This is a genomic window from Hymenobacter terricola, assembly GCF_017921975.2.
Lineage (GTDB): Bacteria > Bacteroidota > Bacteroidia > Cytophagales > Hymenobacteraceae > Hymenobacter > Hymenobacter terricola.
In genome coordinates this window covers 244,310-259,812 of record NZ_JAGEMO020000003.1, presented here as the reverse complement: position 1 = coordinate 259,812, position 15,503 = coordinate 244,310, and the positions used below count along the sequence as shown (strand labels likewise).

General features: G+C 59.2%; 14 protein-coding genes. 6 read left to right on the top strand and 8 right to left on the bottom strand.

Annotation, left to right across the window (positions count from 1 at the left end):
* Nucleotides 1–33: 33 nt before the first annotated feature.
* Together J4G38_RS04320 and J4G38_RS04315 are read right to left on the bottom strand one after the other, a co-directional pair.
* Nucleotides 34–441, bottom strand: coding sequence for a GlcG/HbpS family heme-binding protein (locus J4G38_RS04320; RefSeq protein ID WP_210515263.1), 408 nt, complete (start codon nucleotides 439–441; stop codon nucleotides 34–36).
* A gap of 100 nt (nucleotides 442–541) precedes the next feature.
* Complete coding sequence (locus tag J4G38_RS04315) at nucleotides 542–1,396, bottom strand: hypothetical protein (protein ID WP_210515264.1); 855 nt, start codon at nucleotides 1,394–1,396, stop codon at nucleotides 542–544.
* 153 nt (nucleotides 1,397–1,549) lie between these two features.
* Here J4G38_RS04315 and lepA point away from each other — a divergent pair, with 153 nt between their 5' ends.
* Entirely contained in the window at nucleotides 1,550–3,337 is a 1,788-nt protein-coding gene (gene lepA, locus J4G38_RS04310; RefSeq protein WP_210515266.1) for a translation elongation factor 4, read from the top strand.
* A gap of 71 nt (nucleotides 3,338–3,408) precedes the next feature.
* Here the strand turns inward: lepA and J4G38_RS04305 are convergent, their stop codons facing one another.
* On the bottom strand, nucleotides 3,409–3,831 hold the full coding sequence (locus tag J4G38_RS04305) for a DUF5684 domain-containing protein (protein ID WP_210515268.1): 423 nt from the start codon (nucleotides 3,829–3,831) through the stop codon (nucleotides 3,409–3,411).
* A 95-nt stretch (nucleotides 3,832–3,926) separates the two neighbouring features.
* Between J4G38_RS04305 and J4G38_RS04300 the strand changes: the two genes are divergently transcribed.
* From J4G38_RS04300 to J4G38_RS04285, 4 genes are all read left to right on the top strand, one after another.
* A complete protein-coding gene (locus tag J4G38_RS04300) occupies nucleotides 3,927–4,850 on the top strand; it encodes a bifunctional 5,10-methylenetetrahydrofolate dehydrogenase/5,10-methenyltetrahydrofolate cyclohydrolase (protein WP_210515738.1) in 924 nt (307 codons plus the stop codon).
* 202 nt (nucleotides 4,851–5,052) lie between these two features.
* Nucleotides 5,053–5,634, top strand: a complete 582-nt coding sequence (locus tag J4G38_RS04295) for a 7-carboxy-7-deazaguanine synthase QueE (protein WP_210515740.1) — start codon at nucleotides 5,053–5,055, stop codon at nucleotides 5,632–5,634.
* Between the two features lie 8 nt (nucleotides 5,635–5,642).
* Complete coding sequence (locus J4G38_RS04290) at nucleotides 5,643–7,619, top strand: OmpA family protein (RefSeq protein ID WP_226163141.1); 1,977 nt, start codon at nucleotides 5,643–5,645, stop codon at nucleotides 7,617–7,619.
* Between the two features lie 504 nt (nucleotides 7,620–8,123).
* A complete protein-coding gene (locus J4G38_RS04285) occupies nucleotides 8,124–8,498 on the top strand; it encodes a hypothetical protein (RefSeq protein WP_210515271.1) in 375 nt (124 codons plus the stop codon).
* An 82-nt stretch (nucleotides 8,499–8,580) separates the two neighbouring features.
* On the opposite strand, the gene J4G38_RS04280 is transcribed toward J4G38_RS04285, so the two are convergent.
* The 5 genes from J4G38_RS04280 to J4G38_RS04260 all read right to left on the bottom strand — a co-directional run bounded on the left by J4G38_RS04280 (nucleotide 8,581) and on the right by J4G38_RS04260 (nucleotide 14,579).
* On the bottom strand, nucleotides 8,581–9,870 hold the full coding sequence (locus tag J4G38_RS04280) for a citrate synthase (RefSeq protein ID WP_210515274.1): 1,290 nt from the start codon (nucleotides 9,868–9,870) through the stop codon (nucleotides 8,581–8,583).
* Between the two features lie 204 nt (nucleotides 9,871–10,074).
* Nucleotides 10,075–11,496, bottom strand: a complete 1,422-nt coding sequence (gene mnmE, locus J4G38_RS04275) for a tRNA uridine-5-carboxymethylaminomethyl(34) synthesis GTPase MnmE (RefSeq protein ID WP_210515276.1) — start codon at nucleotides 11,494–11,496, stop codon at nucleotides 10,075–10,077.
* Nucleotides 11,493–12,155 carry a metal-dependent transcriptional regulator gene (locus J4G38_RS04270; protein ID WP_210515279.1) on the bottom strand — a complete coding sequence of 221 codons (663 nt, stop codon included), beginning with the start codon at nucleotides 12,153–12,155 and terminating at the stop codon, nucleotides 11,493–11,495. Before J4G38_RS04270 ends, mnmE begins: the two co-directional genes overlap by 4 nt.
* A gap of 126 nt (nucleotides 12,156–12,281) precedes the next feature.
* Entirely contained in the window at nucleotides 12,282–13,292 is a 1,011-nt protein-coding gene (locus J4G38_RS04265) for a 3-oxoacyl-ACP synthase III family protein (protein ID WP_210515282.1), read from the bottom strand.
* 111 nt (nucleotides 13,293–13,403) lie between these two features.
* Entirely contained in the window at nucleotides 13,404–14,579 is a 1,176-nt protein-coding gene (locus tag J4G38_RS04260; protein ID WP_210515284.1) for a glycosyltransferase family protein, read from the bottom strand.
* Nucleotides 14,580–14,786: 207 nt separating this feature from the next.
* On the opposite strand from J4G38_RS04260, the gene J4G38_RS04255 reads away from it, so the two are divergent.
* On the top strand, nucleotides 14,787–15,440 hold the full coding sequence (locus J4G38_RS04255; RefSeq protein WP_210515286.1) for an efflux RND transporter periplasmic adaptor subunit: 654 nt from the start codon (nucleotides 14,787–14,789) through the stop codon (nucleotides 15,438–15,440).
* Nucleotides 15,441–15,503: the final 63 nt, after the last annotated feature.

The window sequence follows — 15,503 nt, the reverse complement described above, 5'->3', positions numbered from 1 at the left end:
GGCGCTTGAAGTTGGCTTGAACAGCGGCAATAGCTATTGGTTCTCCACGGCCTTCATCCCCGCCTCGGCCACGGCGTGGTCGTCCTCCACGGTGCTGCCCGACACGCCGATGGCCCCGATAACGTGGCCGTCGGCATCCTTAATCGGCAGGCCGCCGGGGAAGGTGATGAGGCCACCATTGGAGTGCTCGATGCCGAAAAGTGAGCCGCCGGGCTGCGAGAGGCCGCCGATGGCACCCGTCGGCATGTCGAAGTAGCGGGCCGTTTTGGCCTTCCTGATGGAGATGTCGAGCGAGCCCAGCCAGGCGTCGTCCATGCGGATGAAGGCCGTGAGGTTGGCCCCGGCATCAACCACGGCAATATTCATTTTGACGCCGATTTCCAGGGCTTTCTGATGAGCGGCATGTAAGGCGGCTTGGGCTTGTTGGAGGGTGATTCCCATGATGCTTAGGATGGTGTTGGTTTAGAGCGGATGGAGACTATTTTCGGCCCACAACCACCCGATACCGGCCATTGTTACCCAACGCAGGCATTTTTCCGGCTTACCCAAACGTCAGGGGAGGGCTCAATGCCCACCGCCACACCAGGGCTACCACCACGGCCAGCCCAACCAGTCCCCACGTTATATGCGTGGCCTGGGGCCTCTTCACGGTGTCCGAAAACAACTCATTGAGACAGCCCAGCGCCGTTGGGGTCACCAACAGGCCCATCATCACCAGGTGCAGCCCTTCGTATACCGAGATGTAGGGGATTTTGGTGAGGGCGATGAACAGCCCGCCCGCCACCCAGGGCACGATAAGGGTAGAAATTACCATCAGCTGCCGGTTCTCGAACCGCATCACGGTTCTGGAATCATGGGCCTGCAAAAAAGCCACGGCGCTGAAATAGCCCAGGCCCAGCTGCAGGAGGCCCGCCAGCAGGGCCAGTATCACGTTCACGGCATTGCCCAGGCTCAGCAGCCAGTCGGGTACGTACCAGAATCCCGTTTGAATGAACGTATCGGCCAGTAGTGCGCCGAATACCATGTTGCAGCAGTGAAAAGCCACCCACAGCAACAGCAGCTTCACCTGCCCGCGCCGGGCCCGCTCGCGCTTCCAGTACCTCCGAAATGCCAACAGCCCCACAATAATGCAGAGCAGCGGCCCCACGCCATTGACCACAATAATGGCCATGCGCCACCACTCGCCGTCGGCCATGGTGTACAGGATGCGGCTGGGGTTCCAACTGCCCCGCAAATGATAAAACTCAGACGCCTCCAGCCTGGCCACCTGGTGCAGGCCCCACACCAGGTAATAAGCCAGCACATAAATGGCCGTACCATTGAGCGCCGTAATCAGAAACTTGCGCTTGCCATTGTCGAGCGGGGTGGGTGAGAGTGTATTAGTTTCTGGTTGCATAGGCAAATTGTACAAATCGGGCAAAATCAGGGAATCGACAAAACTAAGTAGTTTGGGCCACTTTTGCCAGCCCGTGCCTGGACTGCCCAACGGGGCCGGGCTGGCTTTTGCGCCAAGCAGTTCGTACCTTCGCGGACTGAAAAACCGCCCTCTGTGAAGAATATCCGCAATTTTTGCATCATTGCCCACATCGACCACGGGAAAAGCACCCTGGCCGACCGCCTGCTGGAGTTTACCAGCACCGTGGCCAAGCGCGACATGCAGGCCCAGTTGCTCGACAACATGGACCTGGAGCGTGAGCGCGGCATCACCATCAAGAGCCACGCCATCCAGATGCAGTACCCCTACAAAGGGGAAATCTACACGCTGAACCTGATTGACACGCCCGGCCACGTCGACTTTAGCTACGAAGTAAGCCGCAGCATTGCCGCCTGCGAAGGCGCCCTGCTAATTGTTGATGCCTCGCAAGGCATCGAAGCCCAGACGATTTCCAACCTCTACCTCGCCATCGGGGCCGATTTGGAAATCATTCCGGTGCTCAATAAAATCGACCTGCCGCACGCCATGCCGGAGGAGGTAACCGACGAAATCGTGGACCTCATCGGCTGCAAGCCGGAGGATATTCTCCACGCCTCGGGCAAAACCGGCATCGGCATCGAAGCCATTCTCAACGCCATCTGCGACCGGATTCCGGCCCCCAAAGGCGACCCGGCCGAGCCCTTGCAGGCCCTCATTTTCGACTCCGTCTACAACTCGTACCGCGGCATCGAAGTCCTGTTTCGCATCAAGAACGGCACCATGCGCAAAGGCGACAAGGTGAAGTTCATGGCCACGGGCAAGGAATACGGGGCCGACGAAATCGGTATCCTGGGCCTGAACCAGGAGCCGCGCCAGGAAATGAGCGCCGGCAACGTGGGCTACCTCATCTCGGGCATCAAAGAAGCCCGCGAGGTGAAAGTGGGCGACACCATTACCCACGTAAACCGCCCCACGGCGGAAGCGATTCAGGGCTTCGCCGATGTGAAGCCGATGGTTTTCGCCGGCATTTACCCCGTCGAAACCACCGAGTACGAAGAGCTGCGTTCCAGCATGGAAAAATTGCAGCTCAACGATGCCTCGCTGGTGTGGGAGCCCGAAACGTCGGTGGCGCTGGGCTTCGGCTTCCGGTGCGGCTTTCTGGGCATGCTGCACATGGAAATCGTGCAGGAGCGCCTGGAGCGCGAGTTCAACATGACGGTCATCACCACGGTGCCCAGCGTGCAGTTCCACGCCATCGGCACCAAAGACCAAATCCTGACCATCAACGCGCCCTCCGAAATGCCGGAGCCGAACATGATTAAGCTCATCGAAGAGCCGTTCATCAAGGCGCAAATCATCACGGCTTCCGAGTACGTGGGCCCCATCATCACGCTGTGCATGGAGAAGCGCGGCATCATCAAAGGCCAGTCCTACCTCACTTCCGAGCGGGTGGAAATGAGCTTTGAGCTGCCGCTGTCCGAAATCGTGTTCGACTTTTTCGACAAGCTCAAAACCATCAGCCGCGGCTACGCCTCGCTGGACTACGAGCTGATTGGCTTCCGCGAAGCCGACATGGTGAAGCTGGACGTGATGCTGAACGGCGAGAAAGTCGATGCCCTGTCGGCCATCGTGCACCGCTCCAAGAGCTACGACTGGGGCCGCCGCCTCTGCGAAAAGCTGCGCGAGCTGCTGCCCCGCCAGATGTTCGACATTGCCATCCAGGCCTCGATTGGCCAGAAAATCATCGCCCGCGAAACGGTTAAGGCCCTTCGCAAGAATGTAATCGCGAAGTGCTACGGCGGCGATATCAGCCGGAAGCGCAAGCTGCTGGAGAAACAGAAAGAAGGCAAAAAACGGATGCGCTCCGTGGGCTCCGTCGAAATCCCGCAGGAAGCCTTCCTGGCAGTTCTGAAAATTGACTGATAAAAAAGCGGCCCCGGCAATTTGCCGGGGCCGCTTTCATTTTAGCGCGCTGAAACGCAGCCGCTCAGCACCTAATAGCTTGGATTGCCAAGGCCGTTCAGCACGGCCCCGGGGCCTTCGCTGGGGCCTACGTACCGGGCATCGCCCAGGCCCAGGTAAAACGGCGCAAAGAAGATGGTAAGCACGTATTCGCCCGTTTCACGCTTGCCAAAAGACTTGGCCAGGCTCACGTAAAGCGTAATGAAAAAGTAAATGTTGACAAACGGAATGAGCAAGAGCAGAATCTTCACCAAGTCCCGTCCCACTATTTCGTGCAGCACGATAATGTTGTAGATGGGAATGAGCGCGGCCCAACCCGGTTTGCCGGCTTTCTCATACATTTTCCAGAGGCCAACGAATATGGCGATGATGAAGGCCAGGTACAGGAGTCCAAAAATGAACCCAAACAGGCCGCCAATAAAACTGCCAAGAAGAACAAGTAAGTGAGTTTGCATAAATGTGAATTGGTGGTTGGTGAGTTAGGTAAGCTTAATGATTGACAATATAGAGTTTTTTTAATTAGTAGCGTTTCCCTACTGTCCCTATGCCCATGATTGCTAACGCCCCCACGCCCCCGATTCCGCACATTATCGACGGCAAGCAAACCGCCGAAGACATCAAAGCCGAGATTGCCCTCGAAGTAGCCGCCCTGAAAGCAGCCGGCAAAAAGGCACCGCACCTCGCCGCCATCCTGGTGGGCCACGACGGGGGCTCCGAAACCTACGTGCGCAACAAGGTGCTGGCCTGCGAACGGGTCGGCTTCGGGTCTACGCTGCTGCGGTTTGAGGACGACATTACCGAAGCGGAGTTGCTGGCGCAGGTCGACGATTTGAACCGCGACCCGGAGATTGACGGCTTCATCGTGCAGCTGCCGCTGCCGGCTCACATCAACCCCGAAAAAGTCATTGAAGCCATCCGGCCCGAGAAGGATGTGGACGGGTTTCATCCCATGAATATCGGGCGCATGGTGGCCGGCCTGCCGGCCTTGCTGCCCGCCACACCTTCCGGAATCGTGGAATTGCTAAGCCGGCAAGGCATTAAAACCAGCGGCAAGCACGCCGTGGTTATTGGCCGTTCCAATATTGTAGGAACCCCGGTTAGCATATTGCTAGCCAAGAACCTGGATACTGCCAATTGCACGGTCACTTTATGCCATTCGCGCACCCGGAACCTGGCCGAAATATGCCGCACGGCTGACATTGTGGTGGCGGCCATTGGCCGGCCCGAGTTCGTGACGGCCGACATGGTGCGGCCCGGCGCCGTGGTAATTGACGTGGGCACCACCCGCGTGCCCGACGCCACCAAAAAGAGCGGCTATACGCTGAAAGGCGACGTGAATTTTGCCGAGGTTGCTCCTTTGGCTTCGGCCATTACGCCCGTGCCCGGTGGCGTGGGGCCCATGACCATTGCCATGCTTCTGCTGAATACTTTGCGGGCGGCCAAGGGTGAAATTTACCCCAATCCGGCAAGCTGATTTTTAGGAATATTTGGTTAAACTGGGACTAAACCGTACTTTTAAAGTCCGGCATTGGAACGGCGCGTCTGCTTGCCGGCGTTAAGGTTGCTTCGCTTCCTGACGGCTTTTTGTTATGATACCCGTGAATTTACTTTCCTCCGAAATTATTGCACCTTCCGGTGATGAAACCGTTGCCAAAACCGGCACTATGCTGCCTGTAATGGAGCAGTTTTATACCATTCAAGGCGAGGGATATAACACCGGCCGGGCCGCCTACTTTATCCGCCTGGGTGGCTGTGATGTAGGCTGCGTCTGGTGCGATGTGAAAGAGTCGTGGGATGCCGCTGCGCATCCGCGCCAGTCCACCGCGCAGCTTGTGGAGGCCGTGTTGGCGCACCCCGGCCGCGATGTGGTCATCACCGGCGGTGAGCCGCTGATGCACAACCTGGATGAGCTAACGGCGGCATTGCAGGCCGCCGGCTGCCACACCTGGCTCGAAACCTCCGGCGCACATCCGCTGTCGGGCACCTGGGATTGGGTGTGCTTATCGCCCAAAAAGTTTAAAGCACCGCTGCCGGAGGTACTAGCCGCAGCCCACGAACTGAAGGTCGTGGTCTTTAATGACCACGATTTTGCCTGGGCCGAAGAGCACGCCGCATTGGTACCGGCCACTACGCGCTTATACTTGCAGCCCGAGTGGAGCCGGGCCGCTCGCATGACGCCCGCATTAGTTGACTATGTGAAGCAGCACCCGCGCTGGCAGGTGTCGCTCCAAACCCATAAATATCTTGACATCCCGTAGCCTACTTTATGCGTCGCATTTCAGTGTTGGGGGCGGTACGCCTCGGAATGATGTGCCTGCTGTGGCTGGCCTCGTCGGAAACGGCCTGGAGCCAGTTGGCCCCCAAAGTCCAGACGCCCACCAACACCAAAGCCCGCAGTCTGCTGGAAAAAGCGCAGCAGCAAACCAAAGACCGGGACTTCATCAAAGCCATTGAAACCCTGAACCAGCTCAATGAGAAGTTCCCCTCCTTTGGGGAAGCCTTCTTGCTGAAAGGGTCCCTGCTCAAAGCCATTGGCGACAATCGGGGGGCCCTGGCCGCCTACCGCGACGGCCTGAGCAAAGTGCCCCTCGAGGCCATTCATTCGTCGGAATACCAGTTGCTGGGCGATTTAGCACTGAGCTATGGCGAATATCAGACGGCGCTCGAAGCATACAAGCAGTTGATGAAAGTGGCGCCCAAGACGCAAAGGAACCTAGCTAAATCTCAGCGCCAGCTGCTCACTTGTGAGTTTGCGCTCGATGCCATGAAGCATCCCGTGGGCGAGGCGCCCGTGGCCATGCCTTCGCCGCTGAACAGCTTTAAATTTCAATACTTTCCAGCGCTCACCGCCGATAACCGATTCCTGCTCTTCACGGGCCGTCCGGCCGCCAGCAGCGGGGAAGACCTGTATGTGAGCCGACAAAACAAAGACGGCACTTTTGGAGAGCCGGTGCCGATTTCGCCGGCCATCAATTCCAGCTACAACGAAGGCGCGGGCTCGATTTCGGGCGATGGCAAAACCCTGGTGTTTGCTTCCTGCGACCGGCCCCGTGCCATCGGCAACTGCGACCTGTACATTTCGCGCCGCACCGGCAACAACTGGAGCACCCCCGTGAACCTGGGCACCAATGTTAATTCCACGGAATGGGACTCGCAGCCGTCGCTTTCGGCCGATGGGCGCACGCTGTATTTCACCTCGACCCGCCGTGGCGGCCAGGGCCAGGAAGATATATATGTTACAACCCTGCAGCCCGATGGCAACTGGAGCGCCGCCCAAAACCTGGGCACGCCGGTGAACACCACGGGCAAGGACATGGCCCCGTTCATCCACGCCAGCGGCACCACGTTGTACTACGTCACCGATGGGCTGGTGGGCATGGGCGGGCTTGATGTGTTTCGGTGTGAGAAGACCCCGGCCGGTACCTGGAGTGAGCCCCGCAACCTGGGTTATCCGCTCAATACATTCGAAAACGAGGCCTCCCTGTTTGTTACCTCCGATAATCAGAAGGGGTTTTGCTCGCGCAGTCGCGCCACCGAAGAGCCGCCCGGCGGCTACCGGCTGGCCCGCGAGCGGCCAGTGGAACTGTTCAGCTTCTCGGTGCCACCGCCGGTGAAGGCCCGCGAAACCAGCACCTACACGCAAGGCCGGGTATTCGACGCTAACACCAAAAAGCCGCTCAAAGCCGAAGTCAAGCTCTACGACCTCGACACCGACGTGCTGACCCAGTTCGTTACGTCCGACCCTGAATATGGCGACTACACCGTGGTGCTCAATGAAGGCCACCACTACGCTATGTACGCCGCCGCCGACAAGTACCTGCTCAAAAGCCTCAGTTTCGATTATTCCAGCCAGCACGCCTTCAACCCCACGGCACTGGACATATACCTGGAACCCGTGCGCTCAGGGCGCAGCGTGGTGCTGAATAACCTGTTTTTCGATACCAACAAATACGACCTGAAGCCCCAGTCCCGCACCGAGCTAAACCGGCTCATTGAATTTCTGCGGCAGTACCGGGATGTCCAAATCGAGGTATCCGGCTACACCGATAACGTGGGCACGCCGGAAACTAACATTCAACTCTCACAGCGCCGCGCCCAGTCGGTGGTCGAATACTTGTCCGGGCATGGCATTTCAGTGACTCGGCTACGGTCCAAGGGCTACGGCGAAGGCCATCCGCTGGCCGCAAACGACTCTGAAGCACACCGCCAGATGAACCGCCGCATCGAACTGCATATCCTCTAAGCCCAAAGGCATTGTTCGGAAGCCAGGCTACGGTTTGAGGGCAAAAATGCAACTTTCCTAAGGGTTCGAAGTGCGCTCTGTGGCGGCGCTGGTTTTATTCTGCTCCAGTAAGTATCCTTGATGAGCAAGGAGTTGTGGTATTATACTGTGCCTGGCCTTACGAATTACTGGCTCTCCACTCTGGTCGCAAAAAAGTTGTCTGTGCAAAAGGCGGCAGTTTACTTAAAGCAAGGCTTTAAGTAAGTGAAAATATAATGGCATTCATGCGCAAAAAAATATGGCTCGCCCGTTGGCGGGCTTTTTTTTTGGCTCATCACGTTGTTTTTGCCAATTAATAAATGTCTTATAAATGAGCTTGTTATGAGTATTGACAGAAATTACTTGATTAAAAAAGTGCCATAAAATTCATTTTTTGTTCAATAAAATATTGTGTCTACGTTTGGTATGGTCAAACACTCAAGAACTGGCCATTCACCTCCTTTTTTCACCATCACCCCCCAACCCATGAAAAATTTGTTCTTGGCTACTTGCATTGCTGCGGGTGTTAGCGCAACTCCAGTTGCCGCGGCCGGCCCCGGCGACGGCGCCTACTCGTCGGCGATGATGACGCGGGCCACCACGCTTACCCGGGCGCTGGCGTTGCACGTGCATTTCAACGAGGCCCAGTACCTCGCCGTGAAGCAGCTGCACCTGAACATGCTCTCGGAGCGCCGCGATTTGGAGATTCTCCTCAACGGGGCCAGTGCTGAAGAGCGCGACACCCGGCTGGCCGAGGCCCAGCAGCGTTACGAAACTGAGCTGAGCAACCTGCTCCAGCCCCAGCAGCTGGTGGCTTACCAATCGTTGCGGACCAATTTTACCGCGCACCGCCTGAAATAGGGGAGGACCAACCGCCCCAGCCGGACACGAAAAAGCCCGCTCCATGGAGCGGGCTTTTTGTTTGCTTGGGTTTTCGGGAAGACTAGCGGGCGTCTATTGCTTTGTAGTCGCGCTCCAGTTCGCCGGTGTAAATCTGGCGGGGGCGGCCGATGGGCTCCTTGTTCTCGCGCATTTCTTTCCACTGGGCAATCCAGCCGGGCAGGCGGCCCAGGGCAAACATTACCGTGAACATCTCGGTGGGGATACCCAAGGCTTTGTAAATAATGCCCGAGTAGAAGTCCACGTTCGGGTACAGCTTGCGCTCGATGAAGTACTGGTCGGTGAGCGCGGCTTGCTCCAGCTCCTGCGCGATTTTCAGCAACGGGCTGTCCTGCAGGCCAAGGGCTTGCAACACTTCGTCGGCGGCCTTTTTAATGATGGTGGCGCGGGGGTCGAAGTTCTTATACACGCGGTGGCCAAAGCCCATGAGGCGGAACGAGTCGTTCTTGTCCTTGGCCTTATCAATCCACTTGCTGGTATCGCCGCCGTCGGCCTCAATGGCTTCCAGCATTTCAATCACCTCCTGGTTGGCACCGCCGTGCAGGGGGCCCCACAGGGCGTTGATGCCGGCCGAAACCGAACCGTAGAGACTGGCGTTGGCCGAACCCACGAGGCGTACGGTGCTGGTGGAGCAGTTCTGCTCGTGGTCGGCGTGCAGGATGAGCAGCTTGTTGAGAGCGCTGACAACCACGGGATTGAGCTCATACTTCTCGGTGGGGAAGCTGAACATCATGTACAGGAAGTTGGCGCAGTAGTCGAGGTCGTTGCGCGGGTAGATGAGCGGGTGGCCCACCGAGTTTTTATAGCTCCAGGCGGCGATGGTCGAAATCTTGGCCATGAGGCGCACGATGTTCAGGTCCAGCTCTTCCTTGCTGATTTCGGGCGCGATGCTCTTGGGGTAAAAGGCGGTCAGCGAGCAGATTAGCGACGACAGGATGCCCATGGGGTGGGCCGACGACGGGAAGCCGTCGAGAATCTTGCGGATGTCCTCGTGGATGAGGGTATGCTGCGTAATCTGGTGTTTGAAGTCGTCGAACTCCTTCTGGCTCGGCAGGGTGCCGTAAATCAGCAAGTAGGCTACTTCGAGAAAGCTGGACTTTTCGGCCAGCTGCTCAATGGGATAGCCGCGGTAGCGGAGAATGCCTTCTTCGCCGTCGAGAAAGGTGATGGCACTTTTGGTGGCGCCGGTGTTTTTGTAGCCCGAATCGAGGGTGACGTAGCCGGTCTGGTCGCGCAGCTTGCCAATGTCAAATGCCTTTTCGTGTTCGGTGCCTTCGATGACGGGCAAGAAGATGGATTTGCCGTCGAGGATAAGTTCAGCAGATTCTGCCATGGGCGGGAGGAATGTGAGGGAAATAGAGTGCGAAACTAAGTCATAAGCCGTAAGCCGGGAAATTTCCCGGCCGTTTGGGCGCATTCAGTACAAAAGAACCCGGCCCTTGGTTTCGCTAATAAGCCCTAAAAAACCCGTAGAGGCCAATGGCATCGATTGCGAAGATTTTACACCAAAACGCTCCAGGTTAGAATTCATCAGGAATTACTTGCCGATGCAGAATTGAGTGAAAATGCTGGTGAGGAGGTCTTCGGAGGAAATTTCACCCGTAATCTCGCCCAGAGCCGCCAGGGCGTGGCGGAGGTCGGCAGCCAATAGCTCGGTGCCGCGCCCGGTGTCGAGGCCGGCCTGCACGGCGGCAAGGTGCGCGGCAGCCACTTCCAGGGCCCGGGCGTGGCGCACGTTGGTGACAATGGTGGCGGAACCGGTATTTTCCAGCGCCGAGCCCCGCACCAGCAGCAGCAACGCTGTTTGCAGTGCGTCAAGCCCGTGGTTTTGGCCGGCAGCCAGAAGCACCAGCGGGGGCTCGGATGCTTGAAGTGCTAGGCTGGCTTGAAATGCCAGTTCAAAAGCGGCTATTTCGATTGGGGTAGCAAGGTCGGTTTTGTTGCCGACGGCTAAAACGGGCAAGTCCAGGCCTGCCGTTAGCTCCTGAATTTCGGCGTGCACGTCGGCTGGAGTCAATTCGGTTAAGTCGAACAGATACAATAACAAGGCCGCCTGGCGCACGCGCTGGCGGGTGCGGGCTACGCCGATTGCCTCCACTTCGTCGGCCGGATTGTCGCGCAGGCCGGCGGTGTCAACGAACCGAAACCGCAGGCCGTCGATGTTCACTTCGTCCTCGATGAAATCGCGCGTGGTGCCGGGAATGGCCGAAACGATGGCGCGCTCCTCACGCAGCAAGGCGTTGAGTAGGGTTGATTTGCCGGCGTTGGGCCGGCCGGCGATAACGGCGGTGATGCCGTTTTTGATGACGTTACCGAGTTCAAAGGAGCGAAGCAGCCTGGTCACCACGCCGCGCACTTCGGCCAGCAGGTGAGCAAGGCCGGTGCGGTCGGCAAATTCCACGTCTTCTTCGCCAAAATCCAGCTCCAGCTCCAGCAAGGCGGCGAACTTGATGAGCCGGGCGCGGAGGTCGCGCAACTCCTGGGAGAAGCCGCCGCGGAGCTGGTTCAGGGCCACGCGGTGGCTCAGAGCCGAGTCGGCGGCAATGAGGTCGGCCACGGCTTCGGCCTGGGCCAGGTCCATTGCTCCGTTCAGGAAGGCGCGCTTCGTGAACTCACCGGCTTCGGCCAGGCGGGCGCCGTGGCGCAGGAGCAGGGCCAGCACCTGGCGCACCACGTAGTCGGAGCCGTGGCAGCTGATTTCGACCACGTCCTCGCGGGTGAAAGACCGGGGCGCGCGAAAGAGGCCCACCACCACTTCGTCCAGGATTTCGCCGCCATTTGGGTCGCGCAGGGTGCCGTAGTGAAGGGTGTTGCCAGCGGCTTCGGTCAGGCGCTTTTTGGAGAAAACAGCGGCGGTGGTGGCAATGGCTGCCGGACCCGACAGGCGGATTACTGCCAGCGCTCCTGCGCCCGGCGGCGTGGAGAGGGCGACAATGGTATCGGAGAATAGCGGGCTCATTCCGTCACAAACAGATTACGGCTCACTTCGGCTGAAATTAATGTTGTTCGCTCGCGATTGATGCGGATTTCGAAGGAGTTATCAAATGTGACCTTATCCAGTACTTCAACTGAAGCGCCGAGCTGCAGACCCACTTTATCGAGGTATTGCAGGAAGGGAACGGAGGTGTTTTTGACCGCCGCCAGGGTACCGTGCTCGCCCACGCCAAGGTCGGCCAGCAAGCGGTGGGCGGGGCGCCGAATGGCCCCGTCCTCGGCGGGAATGGGGTCGCCGTGCGGGTCCAGGGCCGGGTGGCCCAGGAAGGCATCGAGCCGGCGCATGAGCAACGGCGACTGCACGTGCTCCAGCTCCTCGGCTACTTCGTGCACTTCGTCCCAGTTGAAGCCGAGCTGCTGCACCAGAAATACTTCCCAGAGCCGGTGCTTGCGTATGGTGAGCAGCGCCAGGCGCTGGCCTTCGGCGGTGAGCTGCACGCCCCGATACCGCTCGTAGGCCAGGAGGCCTTTCTCGGCAAGGCGGCGCAGCATGTCGGTGACGGAGGCCGCGCGGGTGGTCAGGGCCGCCGCGATGCGGTTGGTGCTGACGCCGGCCATATCGGGCTCGGCCTCGGCCAGCTTATAAATGGCTTTGAGGTAATTCTCCTCGGTATGACTCGGCATAGGGTCATTTAACAATTAACATTTATCATTTGGCAATAGACCAATTTCGCAACACTGCGAATGCAAGGCCCAAAGAATCAAACAATGGCTTGTTAAATGTTAATTGATAAATGTTAAATGAAAAAATTACCACTTGATTAGCGCCGAAGCCCAGGTGAAGCCCGAGCCGAAGGCGGCCAGGCACACCAGGTCGCCGCGCTTGATTTTGCCTTCCTGCACGGCTTCGCTCAGCGCAATGGGGACCGAGGCGGCCGTGGTATTGCCGTAGCGCTGAATGTTGCTGAATACCTTGTCATCGCTCAGGCCCATTTTCTGCTGCACGTACTGGGTGATGCGCAGGTTGGCCTGGTGCGGAATCAGCATGTCGATGTCGGCGGGCAGGTAGCCGTTCTGGTCGAGGGCTTCCTTGATGACCTGCGGAAACCGGACCACGGCGTGCTTGAACACGTTCTGGCCGTTCATGTAGGGGTACAGGTCCTGCCGGTTATTCATGATGTAGTCCACGCGGTTGTCGCGGTTCGAGCTGGGCTCGCGGACGATGAGCTCCTCGGCGTATTCGCCCTGCGCGTGCAGGTGGGTGCTGAGGATGCCCTGGCCGTCCTGCGTGCTGGGCCGGAGCACCACGGCGCCCGCGCCATCGCCGAAAATAACCGACACGCCGCGGCCTTCGGGCGTTTTGTCGAGGCCGGAGGAATGAATTTCGGAGCCCACCACCAGCACCGTTTCGTACATGCCGGTGCGAATGAACTGGTCGGCCACCGAGAGGGCATAGATGAAGCCGGAGCACTGGTTGCGCACGTCCAGGGCCGGGCAGTTGTTGGCCATGCCCAGCTCGCGCTGCATCAGCACGCCGGAGCCGGGGAAAAAGTAGTCGGGCGAGAGCGTGGCGAACACAATCAGCTGCACGTCGTTGGGCTGGAGGCCGGCCATCTCCAGGGCTTTGCGGGCGGCGTTGGCGCCCATGTTGGCCGTGGTGTCCTTGCCTTCCTCGAACCAGCGCCGCTCCTGAATGCCGGTGCGCTCCTGAATCCAGGCATCGGAGGTGTTCATCATGGGCTCCAGCTCCGCGTTCTTGACCACCCGGCTCGGGACGTAGTGGCCGACACCGGCAATGTAAGCGTGACGTAAAGTTGCCATGAGGACGGAAAATAGAGTGGGAATTCTAAGTGAGAGAATGAAGCAAAAGCACGGTGCCGGGCGAATTGCCAAGCCCCACAGCTGACGCAAAAGGGGCGCAAAGGTGGCAGGTTAAATCGCAGAATCCAGCAAAAGCCACAATTTTTTGCCTTCGCTCGCCCATAGGACGTCGGTAGGGACGCCGGCAGGATAGAAAATGCTGCGCCGCAGCTGGGCCACCAGCGCCGGGCCATTGACTGGCTGCGCAAAATTGAGCGGTTGTCCAGCGTCATATTGGTGCAGCAGGGCTTCCCACAGTGGATTGAGCGAGGAGATGATGGGCAGCCCGTGGGCCAGGTACTCAAACAGCTTGGTGGGCCGGCAGTGTTCCGTGCTGGGGTGGGGCCGATAAGGCAGCAGGCCCAGATGGCTGCGGGTAATTTCGGCCACGATGCGGGCGTGGGGCACCAGCTCACTGCCCCCAAGCAGCGTCAGCCACTGAGCACGTTGGGCCACTTTTTCCTGGAGCTGCCGCAGTAGCGCCGGCTGCTGGCAAAAGCCCACAACGGTGAGCAGCACCCCGCCGGGCCACGCCACGCGCAGTTGCTCGGCGAAGGCAATGGCCTCCCACACGCCATTCAGCTCCGAAATAGTGCCCGAATACAGCAGCCGCAGGGGCTCAGCAAACGGCGGTAACTCCCGTGGTTTGGCGGGCAGTGCCTCTTCCGGAGCCGGCTGGTACTTATTTTCCAGAATGACGACGGGGGGGGCGGGCAGGGTTGACAGAAACGGTAGTTCGTCGGCGTAGCTGGCCTCGGCCAGGATGAGGCCGGCCGCCCGGCAGGCGGCCCGGGTTTCGACCCAGCGCAGGCCAGCGGCCAACAAGCGGCGCGCCAATCCCCGGTAAACGCGCTGGGTCGAGATGTTCAGGGCGTAGTTTTCGCGGATGTCGTAAAGAAATTTCCGCTCCCGGCCCAGCCTTTGCCACAGCAGGGTGAGGGGCAGCAGTTCCGGGGCGTGCACAACGACCATCGCGGGCGACAACTGGCACAGCAGGCGCCAGTAGCGCCACTGGGCGGCCAGCCGGCCCAGGCTCAGGCGCGGCCCGTCGAAAATGCGGTGCTGGTGCAGCCGGCCCGTTTTACCAGGGGGGGGCGAGCCGGCTGGCCCGCGTCCGGCCACGTGTATTTGCGTATGCGGGCGGCCGAGCAGCGTTGCGGCAAATTTCCCATACATTCGGGTGTCATCAATCGGCTTCAATACCGACGCCAGCAGCACCACCAACGGAGAATTTTCAGAACCAAGCACGGGCCAAAGATGCTAGATTTTGAGCGTATTCGAACCGCCAGCTTTTTCAAAGGAAGGCTAACGGGTTTATCAAGAGCAAAACAGTCCGTATCTTTCCTGGTGGATGGCACCCTCGCGCGAACGCGCCGCCGCACGTTCCCTCAACCGGCCGGAGCAATCCCAAGCCTCAGCAATGGCCCGCCGACGGACCTCAACCGAAATGACGACATGAAACCGAAGCAAAAAATACTCGTGGTGGGCACTGCGGTTGGCTTGCTGGCACTTGGGTGCGTGCGGTGCGCCATGCCTACTAAGGAGAGACCCGGTTCGGCGGTGGCCGTGACGGCCGCGGCTCCCGACTCAACGGAGATTTTGGCGGCGGGCGTGGTGGGGGCCGGGGGCGAAGAGCCGGTGCCGGCCCGGATTTCCGGGCGCATCCGGCAACTTTTCTTCGCAGAAAGTGAGTACGTGCACCGAGGCCAGCTGCTGGTGAAATTATACACCCGAAACTATGTGCTGGCCCCTCACGACGGCTTTTTGGGCCCTCGGCTGGTGAGCGAAGGGCAGGAGATAAGCCCCGCCACCCGCATCACCACCATTTCCCGGCTTCACCACCTGGTGGTAACTATCAAGCTGCCCCGGCAGCGGTGGGGCAGCATTGGGGTGGGCGATTCGGTGAGCGTGTGGGTGGCCGACCGCCCGACCCGGGTGGTGACCGGCGTCGTTAGCGTCGTGCCTGCTGTTCCGGAGGACAACTTTCCGGTGGAAATCGCCTTGACACTCCGGGCACCGTTTCGCATTGGCGAGCAGGCCCTGGTGCGGCTGCAAAATATCCCCCCGACTCCAGCACCGGCCCCGTCACTGACTACCGACGCAAAATAACCTGCATAACGGGCTTTGTTTGCCAGGTACCCATGCAAAGCAGGGCCTGACTGGCCGTGCGCG